At 39.8% G+C, this 23,160-nt stretch carries 20 protein-coding genes; 9 read left to right on the plus strand and 11 right to left on the minus strand.

Annotated elements, in window-relative coordinates:
* The 5 genes from PX700_RS10835 to PX700_RS10855 all read left to right on the plus strand — a co-directional run bounded on the left by PX700_RS10835 (position 1) and on the right by PX700_RS10855 (position 5,756).
* Positions 1-1,230: a glycosyltransferase family 4 protein gene (locus PX700_RS10835; protein WP_479520705.1), complete on the plus strand. Its 1,230-nt coding sequence runs from the start codon at positions 1-3 to the stop codon at positions 1,228-1,230.
* The gene (locus tag PX700_RS10840; protein ID WP_479520706.1) at positions 1,214-1,810 is read left to right on the plus strand and encodes a sugar transferase; all 597 of its coding nucleotides are present in this window, start codon (positions 1,214-1,216) and stop codon (positions 1,808-1,810) included. Before PX700_RS10835 ends, PX700_RS10840 begins: the two co-directional genes overlap by 17 nt.
* Positions 1,803-2,444, plus strand: coding sequence for an acetyltransferase (locus PX700_RS10845; protein WP_479520707.1), 642 nt, complete (start codon positions 1,803-1,805; stop codon positions 2,442-2,444). The genes PX700_RS10840 and PX700_RS10845 overlap by 8 nt, the downstream gene beginning before the upstream one ends.
* Before the next feature lie 26 nt (positions 2,445-2,470).
* Positions 2,471-3,646, plus strand: coding sequence for a DegT/DnrJ/EryC1/StrS family aminotransferase (locus PX700_RS10850; protein ID WP_479520708.1), 1,176 nt, complete (start codon positions 2,471-2,473; stop codon positions 3,644-3,646).
* 175 nt (positions 3,647-3,821) lie between these two features.
* Positions 3,822-5,756, plus strand: a complete 1,935-nt coding sequence (locus PX700_RS10855; protein WP_479520709.1) for a polysaccharide biosynthesis protein — start codon at positions 3,822-3,824, stop codon at positions 5,754-5,756.
* A gap of 141 nt (positions 5,757-5,897) precedes the next feature.
* Here PX700_RS10855 and PX700_RS10860 read toward each other — a convergent pair whose 3' ends face one another.
* The 8 genes from PX700_RS10860 to lptD all read right to left on the minus strand — a co-directional run bounded on the left by PX700_RS10860 (position 5,898) and on the right by lptD (position 16,599).
* Complete coding sequence (locus PX700_RS10860) at positions 5,898-7,277, minus strand: MBL fold metallo-hydrolase RNA specificity domain-containing protein (RefSeq protein ID WP_479520710.1); 1,380 nt, start codon at positions 7,275-7,277, stop codon at positions 5,898-5,900.
* Between the two features lie 578 nt (positions 7,278-7,855).
* On the minus strand, positions 7,856-9,871 hold the full coding sequence (locus tag PX700_RS10865) for a methyl-accepting chemotaxis protein (RefSeq protein ID WP_479520711.1): 2,016 nt from the start codon (positions 9,869-9,871) through the stop codon (positions 7,856-7,858).
* Positions 9,872-10,008: 137 nt separating this feature from the next.
* On the minus strand, positions 10,009-10,827 hold the full coding sequence (locus tag PX700_RS10870) for a symmetrical bis(5'-nucleosyl)-tetraphosphatase (RefSeq protein WP_479520712.1): 819 nt from the start codon (positions 10,825-10,827) through the stop codon (positions 10,009-10,011).
* Between the two features lie 13 nt (positions 10,828-10,840).
* Positions 10,841-11,230, minus strand: a complete 390-nt coding sequence (apaG, locus tag PX700_RS10875) for a Co2+/Mg2+ efflux protein ApaG (RefSeq protein WP_415637882.1) — start codon at positions 11,228-11,230, stop codon at positions 10,841-10,843.
* The gene (gene rsmA / locus PX700_RS10880; protein ID WP_007585090.1) at positions 11,214-12,020 is read right to left on the minus strand and encodes a 16S rRNA (adenine(1518)-N(6)/adenine(1519)-N(6))-dimethyltransferase RsmA; all 807 of its coding nucleotides are present in this window, start codon (positions 12,018-12,020) and stop codon (positions 11,214-11,216) included. Before rsmA ends, apaG begins: the two co-directional genes overlap by 17 nt.
* Positions 12,017-13,009: a 4-hydroxythreonine-4-phosphate dehydrogenase PdxA gene (pdxA, locus tag PX700_RS10885; RefSeq protein ID WP_479520713.1), complete on the minus strand. Its 993-nt coding sequence runs from the start codon at positions 13,007-13,009 to the stop codon at positions 12,017-12,019. The genes rsmA and pdxA overlap by 4 nt, the downstream gene beginning before the upstream one ends.
* Before the next feature lie 2 nt (positions 13,010-13,011).
* Entirely contained in the window at positions 13,012-14,307 is a 1,296-nt protein-coding gene (gene surA, locus PX700_RS10890) for a peptidylprolyl isomerase SurA (RefSeq protein WP_415637884.1), read from the minus strand.
* A 39-nt stretch (positions 14,308-14,346) separates the two neighbouring features.
* Entirely contained in the window at positions 14,347-16,599 is a 2,253-nt protein-coding gene (gene lptD / locus PX700_RS10895) for an LPS assembly protein LptD (RefSeq protein ID WP_479520714.1), read from the minus strand.
* A 101-nt stretch (positions 16,600-16,700) separates the two neighbouring features.
* Here lptD and PX700_RS10900 point away from each other — a divergent pair, with 101 nt between their 5' ends.
* Genes PX700_RS10900 through djlA form a run of 3 tightly spaced genes read left to right on the plus strand, consistent with a single transcriptional unit; the run spans position 16,701 to position 19,253 of the window.
* Positions 16,701-17,702 (plus strand): aminoglycoside phosphotransferase family protein, encoded by a 1,002-nt coding sequence (locus tag PX700_RS10900; RefSeq protein WP_479520715.1) that lies wholly within the window; start codon positions 16,701-16,703, stop codon positions 17,700-17,702.
* The gene (gene murU / locus PX700_RS10905) at positions 17,699-18,355 is read left to right on the plus strand and encodes an N-acetylmuramate alpha-1-phosphate uridylyltransferase MurU (protein WP_479520716.1); all 657 of its coding nucleotides are present in this window, start codon (positions 17,699-17,701) and stop codon (positions 18,353-18,355) included. The genes PX700_RS10900 and murU overlap by 4 nt, the downstream gene beginning before the upstream one ends.
* Positions 18,356-18,386: 31 nt before the next feature.
* A complete protein-coding gene (gene djlA / locus PX700_RS10910) occupies positions 18,387-19,253 on the plus strand; it encodes a co-chaperone DjlA (protein WP_479520717.1) in 867 nt (288 codons plus the stop codon).
* Here the strand turns inward: djlA and PX700_RS10915 are convergent.
* The 3 genes from PX700_RS10915 to rsuA form a co-directional block, all read right to left on the minus strand.
* Positions 19,236-20,189: a DUF3530 family protein gene (locus tag PX700_RS10915; protein ID WP_479520718.1), complete on the minus strand. Its 954-nt coding sequence runs from the start codon at positions 20,187-20,189 to the stop codon at positions 19,236-19,238. The two genes, djlA and PX700_RS10915, sit on opposite strands and share 18 nt — an antisense overlap.
* 92 nt (positions 20,190-20,281) lie before the next feature.
* Positions 20,282-20,935, minus strand: a complete 654-nt coding sequence (gene rluA / locus PX700_RS10920) for a bifunctional tRNA pseudouridine(32) synthase/23S rRNA pseudouridine(746) synthase RluA (RefSeq protein ID WP_415637890.1) — start codon at positions 20,933-20,935, stop codon at positions 20,282-20,284.
* A 120-nt stretch (positions 20,936-21,055) separates the two neighbouring features.
* Positions 21,056-21,754, minus strand: coding sequence for a 16S rRNA pseudouridine(516) synthase RsuA (rsuA, locus tag PX700_RS10925; RefSeq protein WP_479520719.1), 699 nt, complete (start codon positions 21,752-21,754; stop codon positions 21,056-21,058).
* 59 nt (positions 21,755-21,813) lie between these two features.
* Between rsuA and zapE the strand changes: the two genes are divergently transcribed.
* Entirely contained in the window at positions 21,814-22,923 is a 1,110-nt protein-coding gene (gene zapE / locus PX700_RS10930; RefSeq protein WP_479520720.1) for a cell division protein ZapE, read from the plus strand.
* Positions 22,924-23,160: the final 237 nt, after the last annotated feature.

The following is a 23,160-nucleotide window of genomic DNA, read 5'->3' on the forward strand; positions in this document are numbered from 1 at the left end:
ATGAATGTTTTATATTTTCACCAACACTTTTCCACGCCTAGTGGCTCTACTGGTATCCGTTCTTATGAGATGGCACAGCGATTATTAAAACATGGACACCAAGTGACTATGGTTTGCGGCAGTTATGGAGGGGGAGAAACAGGCTTAACCCCAAATTTTATAAAAGGTCGCAGAGAAGGCGTGGTAGATGGAATTCATATAATTGAATTTGACTTAGCTTATTCTAATACAGATGGTTTAGTGAAACGCGCAGGTACATTTTTAAAGTTTGCAGTTAAGAGTATCGGTATTGCGCTAACGTACAAATATGACGTTATTTTTGCCACTACAACCCCTCTGACTGCTGGAATACCCGGCATATTTGCACGCTGGTTACGAGGTAAACCTTTCGTATTTGAGGTTCGGGACTTATGGCCTGAATTGCCAAAAGAGATGGGCGTAATAAAAAACCCTTTAGTGTTAGCTGCAATGTCTATGCTTGAATGGTGTTCGTATCGCTCTGCTCATCGTTGTATAGGATTGTCGCCTGGTATTGTTGAAGGCATTAAAAAACGCGGTGTGAAAGCAAGTAGAGTTGAAATTGTCCCAAATGGATGTGACTTAACTATATTTGCTGGTGGTGTAGCTCCTTGGCGGCCTGAGGGAGTAGAGAATAAAGATTTAATGGCTGTATTTACTGGCACCCATGGGCAGGCTAACGGCTTAGATGCTGCATTAGATGCAGCAGCTGAACTAAAAAAACGAGATCGTAACGATATTAAACTAATTTTTGTTGGTCAAGGTAAGTTAAAGGAAAGCTTGCAAGCTAGAGCTAAATTAGAAAGCTTGGATAACGTAATATTTCACCCTCCTGTTAATAAAAGAAAACTAGCCGAGCTAATGAAAGGAGCTGATATAGGCTTACAGTTATTAGCAAATATTCCTGCTTTTTATTACGGTACATCGCCAAATAAATTTTTTGATTATATTTCAGCTGGCTTACCAGTCCTTAATAATTACCCAGGTTGGTTAGCCGGTATGATTAAAGATAATAATTGCGGTTATGCAATTGAACCAGATAACGCAATAGCATTTGCTGACGCATTAGAAAATGCAGCAAATAATAAAGAATTATTACCTGAAATGGGTGAAAGAGCACAAGCTTTGGCTAAGCGTGATTTTAATCGCCATAACTTAGCCGATAAATGGGTAACTTGGGTTACTGGGGTTAAAAATGAAACGCTTTTTTGATTTTATAGTTGCTCTGAGCGCATTACTTACTTTATTACCATTAATAATTGTGGTTGCTTTACTAATTCGTTTTAAATTAGGTTCACCTATATTATTCACTCAAGATCGCCCAGGCCAGAGTGGCAAAATATTTAAAATGGTGAAGTTTAGAACCATGCTCGATGGCAAGGATAAACACGGTAACTTGCTGCCTGATAATGAGCGTATGACGAAGTTTGGTGCTTTTTTACGCTCTACGAGTTTAGACGAGCTACCAGGTTTATTTAATGTATTAAAAGGCGATATGAGCTTAGTTGGACCTCGACCTTTATTAGTGCAATATTTACCGCTGTATAACCCAGAACAAGCTAAGCGCCACAATGTAAGACCTGGTATAACCGGTTGGGCACAAGTTAACGGGCGTAATGCAATTGGCTGGGATGAAAAGTTTAAGCTTGATGTATGGTATGTAGAAAATCAAAGCTTTCTTCTCGACTTACAAATTTTATTACTTACTGTAAAAAAAGTTTTTGTACGTGAAGGAATAAGTGCTGATGGGCATGTAACCATTGAGCCATTTAAAGGCTCTAATAATGACTAAGCCAGCTGTAAAAACGTTGGCTATTTTAGGGGCTAGTGGCCACGGTAAAATAATAGCTGATATTGCGGAGCAACTAGGTTTTAGTGTTGTTTTTTATGATGATGCTTACCCTAATAAAAAAAATATAAAGCATTGGTCTGTTGTAGGTACATTTTCAGACTTGCTTAATGTACCTAGCACCAAGATAAATATTGCTGTTGCTATTGGTCATAATAAGACCCGAGAAGTAAAAATAAAAACGTTAGTCAAAAGTGGCTATATACTTCCAATACTAATACATCCGACTGCAGTTATAAGTAAATATGCTCAAATAGATTTAGGGTCTGTTATAGCTGCTAATGCTGTTATTAACGCTTTTGCAGTAATAGGCCGTGGATGTATAATTAATACTTCAGCTATAATTGAGCATGATTGTAAAATAGATGACTTTACGCATATTTGCCCAGGCACCGCATTAGCTGGCGGAGTTTGCGTCGGGCGAAGTAGTTGGGTAGGTATTGGAAGTAAAGTAAAACAACTTATTAATATTGGCGACAATACATTAATTGGTGCAGGTAGTTTAGTTGTTAAAGATATACCATCTGGCGTAATTGCTTATGGCTCTCCTTGCACTAAAGTTTCAGATAATAGTTAAGCTTTTTTAAATCTTATAGGAATTGCATGTTAAATACCCCATTTTCCCCATGGCCTAGCTTTACACAAGAAGAAGCCGATGCAGTTAGCCGCGTTATTTTATCTAACAAAGTAAATTATTGGACGGGCACTGAGGGTCGTGAATTTGAAAAAGAATTTGCAACATGGGCAGATAGTGAATATGCCATAGCGTTAGGTAATGGCACGTTAGCACTCGATCTTGCCTTAAAAGCATTAAATATAGGCGCTGGCGATGAAGTAATAACGACACCGCGTACCTTTTTAGCGTCTGCCTCGAGTATTGTTACCGCAGGTGCTGCACCTGTTTTTGCTGATGTTGATTTAAATAGCCAAGCAATTACTGCAGAAAGTATTAAAGCAGTACTAACGGCTAAGACTAAAGCAGTTATTGTTGTGCATTTAGCAGGTATGCCTGCTGAAATGGACGACATAATGGCATTGAGTAAAGAGCATGGCTTTTATGTAATTGAAGACTGTGCACAAGCGCATGGTGCTAAATACAAAGGCCGTTCTGTTGGAAGCATTGGTCACATAGGTGCATGGAGTTTTTGCCAAGACAAAATAATGACTACAGGTGGCGAAGGCGGCATGGTAACCACTAACTCTAAGGAGTTATGGTCTGCGATGTGGAGCTACAAAGATCACGGTAAAAGCTTTGATGCCATATATAATCGTGAACATCCACCGGGATTTAGATGGCTTCACGAAAGCTTTGGTACAAACTGGCGCATGACAGAAATGCAAGCTGTACTTGGCCGCATTCAATTAACACGTATGAGTGACTGGACTGCTAAACGTCAAACATATGGCGCATTGCTCGATCAAGCGGCAAGCGACTTTAATTGTATTCGCTTAGTTAAAGTACCAGAGCACATTGAACATGCTGAATATAAACATTACATGTTTGTTAAACCTAAGTACTTAGCTGATGGTTGGGATCGCGACCGTATAGTAAACGAAATAGTTGAGCGTGGTGTACCGTGCTTTCAAGGAAGTTGTTCTGAGGTTTACCTAGAAAAAGCATTTGATAACACCCCATGGCGCCCTAATAAACGTTTACCAAATGCAGTAGAGCTGGGAGAAACTTCACTTATGTTTTTAGTCCATCCAACATTAACTAAAGGGGAAGTGGATAAGACGATCCAGGCTATAAAAGAAGTTTTAGTTTTGGCATCTTTATAACCAAAAGTTCAACACGCGTTGGTAACGTTCTTTTACAAAAAATAACCAAATACATAAAGACTATATAAATATTTACATATAGTCTTTAACTATTAAGTGCGATAGTTGTTCGTCTTGTAGTAAAATTGTAATTAACAAAATAGTAGTATTACTGCTAGCTTCAGGGAAATGTATTGTGTTTTTTAAACTATTAGTTAATTTACCTCGCCACCAAAAAAGAGTTGTCTCTCTTGTTATAGATAGTATTTTTATTATTGCTGCTTTTTGGCTCGCTTTTTTACTAAGGCTCGACAGTACCGCAATGCTAAAAAACACACACACCTGGATATTGCTTGCTGCTGTGCTACCACTTAGTTTATTAAGTTTTGTAAGGCTCGGATTATATAGAGCTGTATTACGCTACATGAACACGCAAGCAATGTGGGCTATTATCGCGGGCGTTGTACTATCGACTGTTTATTTAACCGTATTATCTTTTTTTCTGAGTGCTCCAGTACCAAGAACAGTGCCTTTTATTTATGCAAGCTTTTGTATTTTATTTGTTGGTGGTGCAAGGCTAACGGTACGAGCTGTAGTTGGTCAAGTAACTATGCGTCGTAAAGAAAGCGTAATTATATACGGTGCGGGCTCTGCAGGTCGGCAACTTGCAACAGCCTTGGCAAATGGCCCTGAATATTCACCTGTTGCTTTTATAGATGACGATCCAAAAAAACACTTTTCTTTAATTCAAGGTATTTGCGTTCATGCACCGTCGCAAATAGCTGAAGTTGCAAAGCAAAAGTGCGCGAGTAAAATTTTACTTGCGATGCCTAGTGCATCAAGAAGCCGACGAAAAGAAGTACTAAACGCGATAGAGAAGTTTAAACTGCAAGTTATGACCATACCTGGCATGGCCGATATTGTTTCGGGAACAACTAACCTCGATGAAGTTAAAGATGTTGAAATAGACGATTTGCTTGGTCGGGATTCTGTTCAACCACGCGAAGATTTAATGTCGGCAAATATAGCCAACAAGGTAGTAATGGTTACTGGTGCTGGTGGTTCGATTGGCTCTGAATTATGCAGACAAATTATAAAAAACACGCCTACTAAATTAGTTCTATTTGAACTATCTGAATTTGCGTTATATGCAATAGAAAAAGAACTATCAGAGTACTGTATTACTAACGATTTAAATATTGAAGTGTTGCCAATTTTAGGCTCAATACAAAATAAAAAACTTGTTGAATCAACATTTTCTACTTTTAATGTTCAAACTATTTACCATGCTGCTGCATATAAGCATGTTCCTTTAGTTGAACATAATGTTGTTGAAGGTGTACGTAACAATGTTTACGGTACATACAATATAGCCACTGCGGCAATTAATACTAAAGTTGAAACATTCGTTTTAATTTCAACAGATAAAGCAGTTCGTCCAACAAATATAATGGGCACTACAAAGCGCATGGCTGAATTAGTACTGCAGGGATTATCTGAAATTCAAAGTACGACTCGCTTTACCATGGTGCGATTTGGTAATGTTTTAGGATCGTCGGGTTCTGTTGTACCATTATTTAGAAAGCAAATTAAAGCAGGTGGCCCTATAACGCTAACTCATCAAGACATCACTCGCTATTTTATGACGATTCCAGAAGCTGCTCAGTTAGTTATTCAAGCAGGCGCAATGGGAGTTGGTAGTGATGTATTTGTACTCGATATGGGAGAGCCTGTAAAAATAAAAGATTTAGCAACTAAAATGGTTCACTTATCAGGGCTTGAGGTTAAACACGAAAAACGCCCTAATGGTGATATAGAAATAAAATGTACTGGCCTGCGACCAGGTGAAAAACTTTTTGAAGAGCTGCTTATAGGGGATAATGTTATTGGGACAGATCACCCTAGAATCTTAAGTGCCCAAGAAGTTAAAATGCCATGGGCAGAATTAGATCCGTTTTTAGACAAACTCAAATTAGCCTGTGATGAGTCGAATCATCAAGAAATACGCAGGTTGCTTTTAACCGCCCCTACAGCGTTTTCACCAACTGATGGCATTTGTGATTTGAATTGGAAACAAAAGTTTAATAATCAAACTAATATCACTACTTTACCCAGCGTAAGTAATAATTGATCTGAGTTTAAAGAGACTGGTAACGAGTTACTAAATATTATTTTTACACTTAAAAGTATTTTAATGGTGTAAATTAAAATTTTTAACTCGTTAATCAATATTTTAGCTTTTTAATTAATGTTTAATTTAAAGCATTTTCGATTACTTGCCGATTTCTATTGATACTTGATCGCCTAATATCGCTTTATATTTTTTAGCCAACGCAGCTTTAGCATCCTCATCGCCGTGCACTATTTTTATATGGCTTGGTTTTTTATGCATACCTGTTACAAATTTAATTAATCCATTTTGATCCGCATGTGCACTGTAACCGCTTATAGTGTGTATTTTTGCGTTTATGGTAATACGTGTATTGTTAATAACCACATAGCCACCTCTTGGGCCGTATTTTTGTATATTGCGCCCCAATGTACCTTTGCCTTGATAACCTACAAATACCACGTCTGTTGTTTTATCTCCCAAAAATTGCTCAAGATAATTAACTATTCGGCCGCCGCTGCACATGCCGCTAGCGGCTAAAATAATAGCCGGTGTTTGGTGCGAGTTTAAGTAATTAATAATTGCTTTGTGCTCGTGGTGCGTATCAATTGTTGTTAGGTTTTTAAAGTCGAGCGGGTGGCGGCCTTTGGCTACTTTGCGCTTAGCTTCACTATCCCATAGGTGTTTAAACTTTTTGTATTGCTCGGTAAAGTTGGCTGCCATGGGGGAGTCTAGTATTACGTGAATGTCTCGCCACTTAGAATTTTCAGGTGCCTTATGAATTAGTTGCTCAAGTTCGTAAAGTAATTCTTGTGTGCGGCCAATACTAAAAGCGGGAACTAACACAACACCATTGTCGGCAACTGCATGCTCTATGACTGATTTTAAAGTTTGCGTGCGTTCTTTGCGGCCTTGATGGTTTTTGTCGCCATAGGTCGATTCTATAACTAGAGTGTCGGCTTTGTAAGGTGGCTTTGGTGCAGGTAAAAGGGGAGTGTAGGGCGCGCCTAAATCGCCTGAAAAAACGACTCGATGTGTGTTTTTGCTCGAGCTTGGTTTATTTATAATATCAATTTCGACATAGGCTGATCCTAATATATGCCCTGCACGTTGAAACCTCGCTTTGGCTGTTTGTTCACCTTTACTTGGTAACTCAAACCAGCTTTTATAATCAACGGCAACTATGCGTTTGTTTAATAGGCTTAAACACGCTCTTATAATTTTAGGGTCGCGAGTAACGCCCACTTTTAACGCATCTTCAATCACCAGTGGTAATAAACTAGCTGACGCGAGTGTAGTAAAAATTGGCCCTTTAAAGCCTGCTGCTAATAAGTAGGGAATTCGCCCAACGTGATCAATATGGCAATGAGTAACAATAAGCGCTGTGATGCTAGTAATATTAAACTCGATTGATAAATCAGCTTTAGAGTCTTCACCTTGAAATAATCCGCAATCAATTAGTATGCTTGTGTGCTTATTAATTGCCAGCTCGTGGCAGGAGCCGGTCACACCATTAACTGCTCCGTGATGAAGTATGTGCATTTCATTGCCTTATATTATTAATTTACCCTGTAAGTTTAAGATAGAAGCAAGTCCTTGAATATTCAAGAAGGATTGGGGCTGGGTTTATATTTGTAGGCGGGGCTTTATGCCGCGCTTGTTAAGATAAGAGCTGCGCGAGGTAAACTCCCGCCTACGGGTTGGGCGATATTTGTGGGCGGGGCTTTATGCCGCGCTTGTTAAGATAAGAGCTGCGCGAGGTAAACTCCCGCCTACGGGTTGGGCGATATTTGTGGGCGGGGCTTTATGCTGCGCTTGTTGCTGCGCGAGGTAAACTCTCAAGGGCTGCGCGAGGTAAACTCTCAAGGGCTGCGCGAGGTAAACTCTCCAGGGCTGCGCGAGGTAAACTCCCGCCTACGGGTTGGGCGATATTTGTAGGCGGGGCTTTATGCCGCGCTTGTTGCGATATTTTATGGATGCGTGAAGGTAAACTCTCAAGGGCTGCGCGAGGTAAACTCCCGCCTACGGGTTGGGTGATATTTGTAGAGCTGCGCGAGGTAAACTCCCGCCTACGGGTTGGGTGATATTTGTAGGCGGGGTTTTTAAATAGCTTAACGAAGTTAAACTTTGAATTCGTCTACTGATAAACGAAGTTCTTCGGCAAGCTTTGCTACTTCTGAGCTTGAAATGTTGGTTTGGTTGGCGCCTTCGGCTGTTTGCTCGGCAATGGCTACAATCGACTCAAGGCGTTCGCTAATCTCTTGTGCTACTTGTTGTTGCTCAAGCGCTGCTGTCGAAATTTCTTCACTTACATCGTGGGCTTGCGAAACTGCAAATGTAATTGAATCAAGTGCGCTGCTTGCTAGGTCGGTTTGCTCAACACACGATACAGCACGTTGCTTACCTTTACTCATTGCCGTTACAGCGGCTTCTGCGCCTGTTTGAAGAGACTCAATCATTGATTGAATCTCTTGGGTCGACTCTTGAGTTTTACTCGCTAGAGAGCGTACTTCGTCTGCTACAACAGCAAAGCCTCGGCCATATTCACCAGCACGTGCGGCTTCAATTGCCGCATTGAGTGCAAGTAGGTTAGTTTGATCCGCTATGCCGCGTATTACATCTAAAATGCTACCAATTGATGCGCTATCTTGATGCAGTTTATTAATTACTTGTGAAGCGTCATCTACTTCACGAGCAAGCTGTTCAATAGTTGCTTTGTTGTTATTCGAAATACCTTTAACACGTTCAGCTTCTTTGTCAGCGTTTTTAATTTCGCTAAGTGCTTGTTGAGCGCTGTTGCTAACCGTTTGCGATGTACTGCTCATTTCGGTTGTTGCAGTAGCTGCTTGTTCAACTTGTGCTTGTTGGTTACGAATTGCTTGGCTTGATTCTGAGGTAATGGCAGATGTTTGCTCTGATGCTGCTGCAAGTTGAGTAGAGCGCGAAATAATGCCTTTAATTAAGCTGCGTAAGCTATCAATTAGCGTATTACAACTTTTAGATAGTTCGCCAAATTCGTCTTTAGCGCTGTCATCTAATCGTTGAGTCATGTCGCCGCTGGCAACAATATCTAGTATGCGGTTAACTTCAGCAAGTGGTTTTGTTATACGGCTAACTGTAATAATAGCAATCGCTATAGCTAATAGAGTGGCTATAATCATACCAACCCAGGTCCACAAATTAGCTGAATCTACGTCGCTTCGTACACCTTGCTGTAATTTAAATGCAACGTCACTTGCTTGCTTAACTAGCTCATCAATTTGCTTAAGTGCCATTTTGGTTGCTTGTTCTGACTGTGCAAGCTCTGACTCAGTTAGCGTAATCGAATCAATTAATCGTTTTTTGTTTGCAGCTAAACCATTGCTACCTTTAATATTATTGTCTAGGGTATCAACATATTCTTTTAAGCTTGAATATAAGTCGGCATGAGTTTGCTCTATTGCGGGCTGAATTAACGCAACGGTTCGTATTACTTCTTCTAAGTAATAGGTTTGCTCGTTTTTAACGATGTCGAGTGTATTAAGTGTTTTAACGGTTAGCATATCGGTGCTGTTGCTAACCACCGACATAAAGTTATTTTCTAAATTATTTGCAGCTTGATAAGCACGAGGGTGGTTTTGCTCAAACCCATCAATGTCGATAATATCAAGTACGATTGAGTTAGCATCTTCGGCAGTTAGTTCTATATTTTCTAACTGTGCTTTTAATGTTTTGTTTAGTGCAAGTTGTTTACTTTTATCGTCTAACAAACTTTCTACGGTACCTAAAAAGCTTAAATAGGTTTTTTCTACATCCTTACTACTTTGATTAAGTGTAGTGTCGTTTTTTACTACATCTTGAAGTTCACTGTGAAGAGTGTTAAATAATTTCTTTTGCTCAAGAACGCGTGCTTTTATTGGCGCCAGTTCACTTGCTGATGAAGTGTAAAAGCTCGCTTGGGCGGCTTTACTCATTAAAATAAATTCGGCTTGTAGTTCAGAACTTTTATTTAATGCCGGAAGTGATAATTGGTTCACTTTTTGAGTAGAACGATCAATATTTGCTATTTTTATTAAGGAATTACTACCAATTATTAATAATAATAAGGTGATAAATATAAAACCACCCCAAATCCGTTGGCTTACTGTCAGGTTCATAAAATTTCCACTCAAAAAATACTTCAATTAAAACTTATCGGCGCTTTTACTAATAAGTTAAGTAATTAAAATCAATTACTTTAACTAATTTTAACTATTAATTTATAAATCTAACAGAAGTATTAGCTTTTTTCAGTTTATTTAGACGAAAGGTAGGATTTTTCTGTAATTATTTTTTTAGTACTTAGCTCCATTAACGTCATGGTGTTACCCCATACACAACCTGTATCTAAGGCGTGCACTCGTGGATTACCTGTTTTACCTTCAAGCGCGGCCCAGTGGCCAAAAATAATATCGTGTTTAGATTTAGCGATATTGGGGTGGTTAAACCAAGGAGTGAGAGTTTCGCTGTCGGTTATTGCACCCTTTGCATTAAGCTCGAGTTTGTTATCACTTGTTAAAAAACGCATGCGGGTAAAGTAATTAACTATGTATCTAAACTTTGCGAAGTCATCAAGATTGCTTGACCACTGCTCCGGGTGAGGCTGATACATGTGTTCAAAAAATGCTTTAGCACTACTTGATTGATAACAGTTTTGTGCAAATTGTGCTTGTTTTAGCGCATACTCAATTGACCAGTCGGGGTTTAATCCTGCATGAGATATAAAACAGTTATGTTTTTTAAGCTCTAAAGCTAATGGCTGGGTTTGTAAAAAGGCGATGTAGTGCGCTAATTTGGGGCTTTCAAATATTGGGTTTAGTTTATCTTTTGGATTGGTAGGCTTGTTAAGGAAGTAGCAGGCAACCATATGAAGATCGTGATTGCCTAAAGTGATGGTCATGCTATTTTGATGTTGGTAAATGTAGTCTAAGCAGGCTAGAGAGTCTGGCCCACGGGCAACTATGTCGCCAACTAAATAAAGGTGATCTTTACTTGGGTTAAAATCAATCCGTTGTAAAAGGGTGCTAAATTCACTAAAACACCCTTGTAAATCACCTATCGCATAATCTGCCATCAGTGGTTACGACTTAATGTAAAATGTTAGGGCAGGCCAAACGAAACACATTGATAGGCGCCTGAAACTCAGAGCCAAACTCGTTGCGTAACGTATAGTGGCCTTGCATTGTGCCTACAGGTGTATCTAAAATTGCACCGCTGGTGTATTTATAGCTTTCGCCTGGGCCAATGTCTGGCATTTCGCCAACAACGCCTTCACCTTCAACAGTTACTTCTTTGCCATTTGCATCGGTAATTAACCAATAGCGGCTCAGTAGTTTTGCACTACATAAACTATGGTTTTTAATCGTTACTGAGTAAGCAAATACGTATTTTTCAAGCTCAGGTTGAGATTGACCTTCTACGTAAAATGTTTCTACAGACACCTTTACAGGCGATCCAATATTACTGCTTGTTGTCATAAATCCAGTTAGCTATATCAATAAATTGTTGTAAAGATAAGCGCTCAGCACGCAGCGTTATATCAATGCCAATGCTAGTAAGCTCTTCTGCGGTAAGTAAATTACCTAAACTATTACGCAGTGTTTTACGGCGTTGATTAAAAGCTTCTAAACACACTGTGTTTAATATTTTAACGCTTTTTGCTGTACGTTGCTCAGGCTTTTTAGGTATTAAGCGTATAACGGCAGAGTCAACTTTTGGCGCTGGTTTAAAGCACTCAGGGGGTACTTCAACAACCGGCATTGCATTACAGTAGTATTGAGTCATTACGCTTAAGCGGCCAAATGTTTTACTACCTGGGCCTGCTACCATGCGTTTTACTACTTCTTTTTGAAGCATAAAGTGCATGTGCTCAATATGATCTGAAAATTCAAAAAGATGAAACAATAACGGTGTCGAAATGTTGTAAGGTAAGTTACCAAACACTTTTAATTTTTTGTCATCACGTACCAAGCTTGCAAAGTCAAACGTCATTGCATCGCCTTGGTTAACGGTTAATTTAGGACCTAAAAATGGGTGCTCAATTAGTCGTTGTGCTAAATCTTTATCTAATTCAACAACCGTTAAATGGCCGCTCAACTCGGCTACAGGCTCAGTAATTGCGCCAAGGCCGGGGCCAATTTCTACTAGGTTGTCTTCTGGTTTAGGATCAATTGCAGAGACTATTTTATCGATGATAGATTCATCAAATAAAAAGTTTTGCCCAAAACGCTTACGAGCGCGGTGTCCTAAATGTACTTTATCGGTCATTGATTTTGTGCTTTTTCTTGGGCGAGCTTAATTGCTTCGCGGATCGCTAATTCAAAACTGCCAACGTCAGCTGTACCAGTCCCTGCTAAATCGAGTGCAGTCCCGTGGTCAACTGAGGTGCGGATAAATGGTAAGCCAAGGGTAATATTTACCGATTTACCAAATCCCTTGTATTTTAGCACAGGTAATCCCTGATCGTGATACATAGCAAGTACGGCATCTGCCTCAGATAGGTATTTATCTTGAAATAAGGTATCGGCCGGTAGTGGGCCAATTAAATTCATACCTTCGCTTCTGAGTATTTCAAGCGTTGGTGTGATTGTTTCAATTTCTTCACGGCCTAAATGGCCATCTTCACCAGCATGTGGATTTAAGCCACACACTAAAATACGTGGCTTTTCTATACCAAACTTAGTTTGTAAGTCGTGATTTAAAATACCCACTACTTTAGTTAAACGCTCAGGTGTAATGGCACGCGATACATACGCAAGTGGAATATGAGTGGTTACCAGTGCAACGCGTAAGCCCTCTGTTGCAAGTAGCATAACTACATCAGCAGTATTTGATTGTTGCGCAAAATACTCAGTGTGCCCGCTAAATGAAATGCCTGCTTTGTTAATTATGCCTTTGTGAACAGGGCCTGTAACAACCGCATCGAACGTGCCATTCATGTTTTTTTCACTTGCTATACGCAAGGTATCTAGCACATATTGGCCATTACCGTCGTTTAGTACACCAAGCTCTACATCAACGCCTAAATCGACCTGATGAATGTACAAGCTGCCAGCAGGTGCTGCGACAGCGGGGGCATTATCATCAAATTCAATTAAGTTTATTGTTAAGCCTAAATGGTTTGCGCGCTCTTTTAATAGTTTGCCATCGGCAATTGCTACAAGTTGAGCATCCCACGCTTGCTGGGCAAGCGTGAGTAGCAAATCTGGGCCAATACCGGCAGGTTCGCCCGGTGTAACAGCAATTCTTAGGGTCATATTTATTGGTCTATAGGGAAAATTTCAACGTGAGCTTGCTCGCGCATTTCTTGCTGCCAGTTAAAACTTTCTTCCTTAAATTTACGGTTAAATAACATGCCATGAGCACGGTTACGTTTAGCAAGCTCTGTTTTATCAGCTACACGTTTACCAAGTAACTGAACAATATGCCAACCAAACTGTGTTCTAAACGGTTCGCTTATTTCGTCTTGCTTAAGAGACAGTAATGTATCTTTAAACGCAGGTACGTAGGTAGTTGGATCTGTCCAATCGTACTCGCCACCTTTAAGTGCTGATCCTGGATCTTCTGAGTATTCTTTAGCAAGTTCGCCAAAGTCAGCGGTGCCTGCACGTAAGTCTTTAGCAAAGCCAGCAAGCATAGAGCGTGCTTTTTCTTCGCTTAAAATAATTGAAGGTTTAATTAGTATATGGCGTGAACGCACTTCAGTTGTTTCAACAACCTGTAAGCCACGAACATCTTGTACTTTAATGATATGAAAACCAGCACCAGAGCGAAGAGGGCCTACAATAGCGTCTTTCTTTTTGCCTTTTACTGCTTCAGCAAAAAGCGATGGCATTTCGTTAATGCCCATGTAACCAAGCTGTCCGCCTTCAAGTGCTTTAGAGCCGCTTGATGATGAAATAGCAATACGCTTAAATTCTTGGCCATCGTTTAATAGCTCAATTACTTTGTCTGCACGTGTTTTTGCGCTGGCAATTTCGTCAGCTGTTGCATCATTAGGAATGTCTATTAAAATATGGCCAATGTCGTACTCTTCAGCACTTTGACCCTGAGTTTCCATAATTTTTAAAAGGTTATCAACTTCTTGCTCGCTGATATAAATACGACGATCAACATTGGCACGTGTTACTTGCTGCGTAGTAATTTCTTTACGAATTTCTTCACGGTAGGCTTGAAAGCTTTCACCTGAGCCTTCAATAGTACGGCGTAAATCGGCAATTGTTCCGCCTTGATCTTTTGCCATGCTTGCAAGGGTTTGATCTAGTTGGCTGTCTGAGATTTGTAACCCCATACGCTCAGCCATTTGCATCATAAGCGTTTGACTTACTAAACGCTCTATAGCTTGCACACGAAGTGTTTCATCTTTTGGAAGCTCTTGGCTTTGTTCTTCGGCTTGCTTTTTAACACGATTAATAATGGTGTCTACTTCGCTTTTTAAAATTACGCCTTCGTTTACAACGCCAATCACTTTATCTATTTCGACTGGGGCAGCTATTGCACTTTGACAAAGGCTGACACTTAAAACTGCTGATGTTAATAATTTTTTTAAATTCATATTCTGTTTACTACTCTTGCTGATAGTACTGTTGTGATACTAGTTACTAAGAAAATACGGTCTACGATAGCCAAAAATACCTTGTTGTAATAATTTTTGTGCATCATAACGGCTTTTACTGCCAAGTCCTTTTAATACAAAATTCAAACTAATACCTGAATCAAAAGTTGCTTGTTCTTGGCCTATTGACTGATTTAAATCAGTCTCAATTTGGCGGTGGCCAGTAATTTGGATAGCCCAACAGCATGACTCATACTGTAATCCGCTCAATATTTCGGTACTTCTGTTGTTTTCAAGATCTCGATGATAGCTCGCAATAAATTGCCATTCGTCGCTAATAGGAATACTTGTAAATACACCTACTTGCTCGATTGTATTTCCTGAGACATCATCTGCATAGCGATGGTTCAATTGTACTAGCTGATTATTATCACCTTTATAATCTAGCGTTACATTTGACTGTACCATTTGCTTGCCATCTGTATCGTATTGAATACCTCCAGCGAGGTACCAACGGCGATGCCAATGTAACATGGTTTGAGCTGCAAATAGTGCATTATAATTAGTGTCTGAGTCTAAGCCTTGCTCTGTTGGCTTTGCATCATCACTTAAATAAAAGATTTGTCCCGCGCTAAAGTTAAATACTTCTTCTTGCTTTTTATCGAATAAGCGCGTTGTAGCACCTATAGTAAACTGATTTGCGGCTGCTATGCGGTCAACACCCGAAAAGCGTACGTCTCTAAATAAACCATAATAATCGTCTTGTAGTTTAGTTGTATCAAACAAGCCAATGTCTGACTGGTCTTTATTAGGTGTATATAAATATTGAATTTGCGGCTCTAAAGTTTGTATACCATCTTCAATAAAATAAGATGTGTCACGCTCAAAATTAAGCTGAGAGTACAAGCGTACTTTAGGAATAGTACGCGATACGGTATCGCTGTATTGCGTGCCGGTTAAGTTTCCGCTTTGTTTATAATTAGTTTGCAATAAGCTCACTTCAGATAAAAAAGACCATGCATGAGTGGCATAGTTGTAACGTGCTTTTGGCTCTACGTGTACACGAGTTGCGCTGTCTATGGCTACTTCTGATGAGTCATTAGTAAAATGACTCATCTCGCCCGACACACTAAAGTCAAAATTATCAAAACGCCACGGTGCGGTTTGCGTAAAATTAACTTGAGGTATTGCAGTATATGACTCTAAGTGATCGCCCAGTACTTCAAAGTTTTGTACTTTAATATCGGTGCGCCATGTATCACCTAAATGCGTAAGTGAGCCGGTACGATACAGCTGAGTATCGGTTTTACTTGCGTAGTTTGAAGTTAAGTCGGTGATGTAGTTATCATCGCTCACATTGGTTATATCAACATTTGCGCGCCAGTTTTCACCTAGGTAGCTTTGTTGTTGCCAATGAAACATGTAGCGTTCATTCAAATCTGGCTCAGAATCATCACTACCTAAATACTCAATTCCTACTAAGCCTTCGTGTTGCTCTGTTAGGTATCTAAATTCTGTTTGTAGCTGCAGCCCTTTGTTAGACATATAACGAGGCGTAATAGTGGCATCAAAATTAGGCGCAATATTTAAATAGTACGGCGTAATTGTTTCAAGACCGTATTTATCAGAGCTTGAAATAGTCGGGGTAAGTAACCCCGATTTACGGCGTTCATCCAGCGGAAATGTAAAATAAGGTAAATATAAAACCGGTGTATCGAGAATACGTAATACCGCGTTGTATGTTTCGCCCCAGCCTTCTTCGCGTGAAAGGTTTATTTCGTCGGCTTCAATTTCCCATACTGGGGTGTCACTTGGGCAAGTAGTAAAGCTTGCATTCATGAGTAATAGGCCAGACTGATTAACAGTAAGCTTTTCAGCGCCGCCTTTACCTTGTTGCTCGGTTAGGCTGTAGTCGGCGCCTAACAAACTGACTTCTGAATTATTTAAATCGGCATTTAATCCGGTGCTGTTTACTTTACTTACGTAATCTTGATAAGTAATTGGGCCCGTTGCATTTAATAAACCACGCTGTTTGTCTATCAACGCAGTTTGTGCGGACAAACTCATCTTAAGGGTGTTAATATCAACATTGCCGGTAAATTCAGCGCTTTGAGTGCCAAGCAGCTCAACATCATCAGCTCGGATATCAACTTCACCAAGGTTAAGGCCTTCAAGTGGTTGCCAAGCTCTGGTTTGCATTGAAATGCCACAAAGGTTATGTGCCAGTTCAGTTTCGGCAAGCGATGGTGCGCTAACTACGCTTAGCATCAATATGCCCCAGGTTTTGCTCATTTATCGACCTTAATACTGTGTGTTTAATATAATATACACATAATAAAGGAAAATAATGGCAATTACAGTAATTGACCTATAAAAATAGATATCATTATAAAATGACACGCTTTGATAATTTACAACAATTTATAAACACGCACCTTAATGCCAAGTCGCATATTTTAAATGCGATCACGGGTGATGCTAGCTTTCGCCGTTATTACCGTTTAAATCACGATAATAAGCATTTAATAGTGATGGACTCAGATCCAAAAAAAGTGAATAACGAACCTTATATTTCGTTAAACCAGGTGTTTGTTGAGCAAGGCTTTTTACTTCCTACTATTATTGCAAGTGATGAGAAGCAGGGCTTTTTTGTTCTTAGTGATTTAGGCAGTACGCACTTAGCTGACATGCTTGATGATGCAAACCGCACCGAACACTATCAAGCACTAATCAGTTTAAGTGCTCAGTGGGCAAAAACGCCTGCAGCTTCTGCTATGCAAGCGTATAACGAAGATTTTATAAAAGTTGAACTTGATATATTTAGCCAGTGGTTAGTAAGCGACTTTATTAATGAGCCACTCAGCGCAGAACAAAAAATAATGTGGCAAACAAGTTCAGCGCTATTAATACAGGCCATGCTTGAGCAACCAACCGTTACCGTTCATCGCGATTACCATAGCCGTAACATTATGAATAGTAACGGCCAGTGGGCAATTATAGATTATCAAGATGCGGTACGTGGGCCGCTTTGTTACGATTTAGTATCACTACTGCGCGATTGCTATTTTAAATTGCCCCAAGAAGAGTTAACAAGCTTGCTTGATTTTGCTTATCAAGAATTTACAGATCAAAATTTACTAGTAAATACTTCGTTTGATGAGTTTAAATATTGGTTTGATTTAACAGGATTACAGCGCCACTTGAAGGCTGCAGGTATATTTTGTCGATTATATTTACGCGATGGTAAAACAGGTTATTTAAATAATATTTTACCGACTCTTGATTACATTATTGAAGTAGCGGCGAATTATCCAGAGCTTAAAGCATTGAGTGAGTGGACAAAAAATACCATAGTGCCAAAAGTGACTGAAAAGTTAGCAAAGGAGCGCTCATGAAAGCGATGATTTTAGCTGCAGGGCGCGGACAACGTATGATGCCGCTAACGCAGAATATGCCAAAGCCTATGTTAAAAGTGGCAGAAAAGCCACTTATTGAGCATCATATAAATAGCCTTAAAGCTGCCGGGATTACCGATATTGTAATAAACCTTGCGTGGCAAGGTGATAAAATAAAAGACTACTTTAACGATGGCAGCCAATTTGGTGTCAATATACTTTATAGCCAAGAAGTAGAAGGTGGCCTTGAAACGGCTGGCGGTATTATTCAAGCGTTACCGCTGCTGGGCGACACGTTTATTGTCGTTAATGGCGATGTATACACCGACTATGATGTAAGTGCGCTTATGCAGTTACACTTACAACCTGGTGAGGCGCACATAGTGCTTATAGAAAACCCGCCACACAATCCAGATGGCGATTTTGCATTAAGTCATTTGTCGCCTGATAGTCAAAAATATACATTTTCAGGGATTGGCCGGTACCAGGCTGGTTTTTTTAAAGGGTTAACGCAGGGTATTCGCCCTTTAGGGCCTATTTTACGTGAAAAGCTAAATGAACATTTAGTCTCTACTGAGCTCTATATAGGGCAGTGGGATGATATTGGTACACCAGAGCGTTTAAACCAATTAAACACGCGCCTTGGGGCGTAACAACTCAATTTTTAAAAAGGCAGTATTATAGATGTGGGGAAAAATTCTCGGTTTTTGTTTTGGCTTTATGTTTGGCAAAATATTTGGTGCCATTTTAGGTTTATACCTAGGTCATTTATTTGATAAAAGCTTAAAAAATAACTTTGATAAAGCAGGCGGCTTTTCTAGTTTGTTTAGTGGAGATGATGTTAACGAGCGCCAAGCTTTGTTCTTTTCAAGCTGCTTTGCGGTAATGGGGCATATTGCGAAATCGAACGGACGAATTAGCGAAGTACATATAAAAGCAGCTAATTTGTTTATGGACGAAATGGGCTTAAAAGGCGAAGAACGCCGCGAAGCACAACATGCATTTCAGTCGGGGAAAGAGAGCGATTTTTCACTTAAAGAAACCGTACATGACTTTAAAGAACGCTTTGCAAAACGAAATGACTTAATGCAGTTGTTTTTAGAAATACAAATTCAAATGGCATTTTCTGATGGGGTGTTAGCTGAGCAAGAAAAGCAATTACTAGCAGAGGTAAGTAAACAGCTAGGCATTTCTAAAACACACTTTGCATTTGTATTAAAACGTTATCAAGCTGAGTTTAACTTTAGAAAGCAACAACAGCGCTTTAATCAACAGCAGCAAAGCCAAGGTCAAAGTAGTAGTTATCGTGAAGGTTCTGGCCATCATGTACCGCCAAATAATAATATGGACAGGGCGCAAGCATTGGCATTATTAGGCTTAAATAGCGATGCGTCGCAGCGTGATATAAAAGTAGCTTACCGTAAGCTTATGTCGCAACATCATCCAGATAAATTAGTGTCGCAAGGTTTGCCAAAGCACATGATGGAATTGGCTGTTAAAAAGAGCCAAGATATTCAAGCTGCTTATGAGTACTTAAAAAAGTCGGCGTAAAAAACCGTCTATTTCTTTTGTTAGGCGTGCGTGTTGATCGGGTTGATCGCGCAGGCCAAACAATTGGCGTTGACGGTAATCAAATTTAGCATTTCGGTTAACCCAGCGCTGACGGTTTTTAAGGTTCATCAAAATGTCGTTACTGTCATTAGCATAGTAAATATCAAGCAAGGCAGGTGCAACAAGCGATGTTGTTTGATTTAAACCTTTATTGCGCTTAGTGTTTGGTAAGTAACTACTTAAACTAATAAACGCATTTACTCTCTCATCTGGAAAATCCGCATAGTGTTCTAACAGCACACCAGCGCTAGTGCCTTGTGCAATAACAACTATATTACTCGAATCTTCGATTGCAGTTTGATACAGCGCATTAAAGCGAGAGATTAGATTTATTTTGTAGTTATCAAGTACGTCATCAGATACTTTTTCTATTGCATTAACGTAATGAGGCTCATCTTTTATTTTTTCAGGCTGCGGTTGTGTGTCTGTTGCGGCGTCGGGTGACGCGGGCTCTTCGGTTTTATTAGGCGCAGCTTCAGTCTCGTTAGGCATTGTTTTTGCCATTTTACTAGCTTGCCAATCAATGTCGGGTACCGTCATCGCGTAAGTTGTATAACCTAAGTTATTAAGCTCTTTACGCAGAAAGCTCATACCGGAGTTGTTAGTAGGTTTAGAATTCCAGTCAGGTATAAGTAAAACGATCCCTCTGAAGTCGCTACTCATATATTCACTATAAAGGCTAAAAAACTCTGTTTCGCCAGCGAGTATTGTTTTTATTTCGTCGCTTGGGAGTAGGTGCTCAATGTCGCTATTTTCAATACTTGATAAAGTCGGTGGAGCAATATGTTCAGCTGCACTAACAAAGTTAGCTAAAATTAACAGGCTACAAAGTTGTATGTAAAAAAAAGCGCCTTTTAAAAACCGTGTAAACACCATAATAAACCTAACTAATGACTATTAATTAGGTATCGGCAACGTTAGCTAAAAGTTTAATAGATAGAGCGAATTAGCTAGTAAATTTAAACTTGCTAAAACTCCAATTCAGCTTCAAAAGTAAGTACTTGCTCAGTTACGGGGTGCTTTAATTGCAGCATTTGAGCATGTAATTGCAAGCGAGGAGCAGCAGCAAGTGCCTCTTTATGGGCGTAAAGTCTATCACCTAAAATAGGATGACCTAGGCTCAACATATGCACACGTAATTGATGCGAGCGACCAGTGATAGGCGTTAGTTCTACACGGGTTGCATTGTCTTCACGCTCAAGTATTTTAAAATGCGTAAGCGAGGGCTTACCTCTGTCGTGATCAACCATTTGTTTAGGGCGATTAGGCCAATCACAAATAAGAGGTAAATCTACCGATCCTGTTTCAGCTTCAAGTTGCCCGTATACACGTGCAATATAACGCTTAGCTGTTTCGCGCTCTTGAAACTGCATGCTTAAGTGCCTATGCGCTGCTTTATTCATGGCAAGGCACAGTATGCCAGAAGTCGCCATATCTAAGCGGTGCACTATTCTTGCTGTGGGAAAAACACGATTAACGCGATTAATTAAGCTGTCGGCATGTTTAGGATCTTTACCTGGGACAGTTAATAACTCACTTGGTTTATTAACTATCAGTAAGTCGTCATCCTGAAAAAGTATTGTTAAATACGGATTCATAGGGGGATTGTAGTTAACTAACACGGCCGACCTTAGTAATTTTGAAGGGCGCTATTTTAGTAGCGCAAGTTAAAAGGCTCAAGTAAAAGTTTAGTTGTATTTTTTTAACTGATGCATCCAAACTTAAGCTCACATAAAGCGTTTTTATAGTTTGATTTCTTGCGCTGTTAATAGGCGATATTCACCGCTAGCCAAGTTTTCATCCAGGGTAATTCCCGCAATCTGCTCGCGATGTAACTCAACTACTTTGTTATCTACCGCGTAAAGCATACGCTTAACTTGATGATACTTACCTTCACTTATTGATAAACGCAGGCCGTAATTAGCAAGTTTTTCGGCTATAGCTGGGCGAGTTAAATCTTTTTCGTTATGCAGCATGACACCTGCGCGTAATTGCTCAAGTGCTTCATCGGTAATAGGCTCTTGAGTTTCGACTAGATAGGTTTTAAATTTATTGCTTTTAGGTGACGTAATTTTATGTGACCAATCGCCATCATTAGTAATAATAACTAACCCGGTGGTGTCTATATCAAGGCGGCCTGCAACGTGAAAGTCGCTCATATTTGGCTCATCGAGTAAGTCAAAAACTGTTTTATGTAGCTCGTCGCTATTAGCACATACATAGCCAACAGGTTTATTTAGCATGTAATAGCGCTTACCTAAAAATACCAAAGGCGTACCTTGGTGCAGTACTTCATCTTGCTGGGCTAGCTGAAAGTTATGTGAGGTAATTACTTCGCCATTAACGCTTACTTCTTTTCGCTTAATACTCGCGCGAGCTTGGGTGCGCGGTATTTCAGCTAAGTGGCTAATAAATTTATCTAAGCGGCAAGGGAATTTCATTTTGGTTCACATTTTTAGTCGGCTACAATGGGCGCGATTATAGCCGATAGTGAAATACCATGACAGTGCACAGCACACAAATTTTAAGCCTTTACCAAGCAAAAATAAACTCGGGTAAACTATGTTTTGATGCTGCGCAGCAAAATGCAGTGGAGGCTTTAAATACATTAAGCGAGCAACTTCAAGCTCACACATCATGGTGGCAAAAAGCGCCTGTAATAAAAGGTGTATATTTATATGGACCAGTAGGGCGTGGTAAATCTATGTTGATGGATTTATTTTATAAAAACCTACCTACTGAGCAAAAGCAGCGGCTGCATTTTCATCATTTTATAGCGCAGGTGCATGTCCAACTTTCGCAGCTACAAGGTCAAAAAAATCCATTAATTTTGATTGCAAAACAGTGGGCTAAAAACATCCGCATACTGTGTTTTGACGAGTTTTTTGTGAGCGACATTGGCGATGCCATGATTATGGCCAGATTGTTCAATGCCTTGTTTGAACAAGGTGTTGTGCTGGTGGCCACATCGAACGCAAAGCCAGAGCAACTTTATTACAACGGCCTGCAACGAACGAGATTTTTACCTACCATCGATTTAATTAATAGCCATTGCCATATAATTAACGTAGCAGGGGAGGAGGATCACCGCTTTAGATATGGTAAAAACAGCCGTCACTATTTTATTAATTTATCAAATCACGATTTTGAAAATGAGTTTTTAGCTTCGTATCCGGTTGTAACATGCAGCAATATAATTACTGTGCATGGCCGCGATTTACCTTATTTATTAAAAGCCGATAACGCCTTGATGATTGATTTTATGGCGCTATGCTCAGGCCCTCGTAGTGCTAACGATTATATGTTTTTAGCAACGCAATTTGATGTGTTATATGTATTGAACGTGCCACAAATGGGTGTTAAAGCAACGGGTAAAGTTATTGTGCATGGTATAGAAGATAGCTATCAACGCGAAAAGCAAACGTTAGATGAGCACACCTTTGACGACGAAGCACGTCGCTTTATTGCGTTAGTCGATGAGTTTTACGATTGCCATAAATTGTTGGTAATAAATGCGCAAACCGACATTGAACATTTGTATAAAGGTAAAAAGTTGAGCTTTGAATATGCACGCACGCAATCGCGCATAGTCGAAATGCAAAATTGGTAACGTTTTGGTTTGATATGTATTGTAGACGAGCTTGCTCACGTGAGAAGCGTAGCTTCTAATTATTAAGCCATTTTAAAAACTGCGTTTTTACACGCCAGCAAGCTGCTCGTCTACAAGTTAACCCCACAGCTACACCTTGGCGGTAGGCGTTTAGCTTGCTCACGCGAAAAGCGTAGCTTTTAATTATTTAAACACCCGTCACCTATTCCAAAAACTACGTTTTTACACGCCAGCAAA

The sequence above is a fragment of the Pseudoalteromonas sp. TP27 genome, assembly GCF_056470645.1.

Bases quoted from the DNA above. Each gene is read 5' to 3' on its own strand.
- PX700_RS10835 (WP_479520705.1), top strand. From the start codon at position 1: ATGAATGTTTTATATTTTCACCAACACTTTTCCACGCCTAGTGGCTCT.
- PX700_RS10840 (WP_479520706.1), top strand. From the start codon at position 1,214: ATGAAACGCTTTTTTGATTTTATAGTTGCTCTGAGCGCATTACTTACT.
- PX700_RS10845 (WP_479520707.1), top strand. From the start codon at position 1,803: ATGACTAAGCCAGCTGTAAAAACGTTGGCTATTTTAGGGGCTAGTGGC.
- PX700_RS10850 (WP_479520708.1), top strand. From the start codon at position 2,471: ATGTTAAATACCCCATTTTCCCCATGGCCTAGCTTTACACAAGAAGAA.
- PX700_RS10860 (WP_479520710.1), bottom strand. From the start codon at position 7,277: ATGCACATACTTCATCACGGAGCAGTTAATGGTGTGACCGGCTCCTGC.
- PX700_RS10865 (WP_479520711.1), bottom strand. From the start codon at position 9,871: ATGAACCTGACAGTAAGCCAACGGATTTGGGGTGGTTTTATATTTATC.
- PX700_RS10870 (WP_479520712.1), bottom strand. From the start codon at position 10,827: ATGGCAGATTATGCGATAGGTGATTTACAAGGGTGTTTTAGTGAATTT.
- apaG (WP_415637882.1), bottom strand. From the start codon at position 11,230: ATGACAACAAGCAGTAATATTGGATCGCCTGTAAAGGTGTCTGTAGAA.
- rsmA (WP_007585090.1), bottom strand. From the start codon at position 12,020: ATGACCGATAAAGTACATTTAGGACACCGCGCTCGTAAGCGTTTTGGG.
- pdxA (WP_479520713.1), bottom strand. From the start codon at position 13,009: ATGACCCTAAGAATTGCTGTTACACCGGGCGAACCTGCCGGTATTGGC.
- surA (WP_415637884.1), bottom strand. From the start codon at position 14,307: ATGAATTTAAAAAAATTATTAACATCAGCAGTTTTAAGTGTCAGCCTT.
- lptD (WP_479520714.1), bottom strand. From the start codon at position 16,599: ATGAGCAAAACCTGGGGCATATTGATGCTAAGCGTAGTTAGCGCACCA.
- PX700_RS10900 (WP_479520715.1), top strand. From the start codon at position 16,701: ATGACACGCTTTGATAATTTACAACAATTTATAAACACGCACCTTAAT.
- murU (WP_479520716.1), top strand. From the start codon at position 17,699: ATGAAAGCGATGATTTTAGCTGCAGGGCGCGGACAACGTATGATGCCG.
- djlA (WP_479520717.1), top strand. From the start codon at position 18,387: ATGTGGGGAAAAATTCTCGGTTTTTGTTTTGGCTTTATGTTTGGCAAA.
- PX700_RS10915 (WP_479520718.1), bottom strand. From the start codon at position 20,189: ATGGTGTTTACACGGTTTTTAAAAGGCGCTTTTTTTTACATACAACTT.
- rsuA (WP_479520719.1), bottom strand. From the start codon at position 21,754: ATGAAATTCCCTTGCCGCTTAGATAAATTTATTAGCCACTTAGCTGAA.
- zapE (WP_479520720.1), top strand. From the start codon at position 21,814: ATGACAGTGCACAGCACACAAATTTTAAGCCTTTACCAAGCAAAAATA.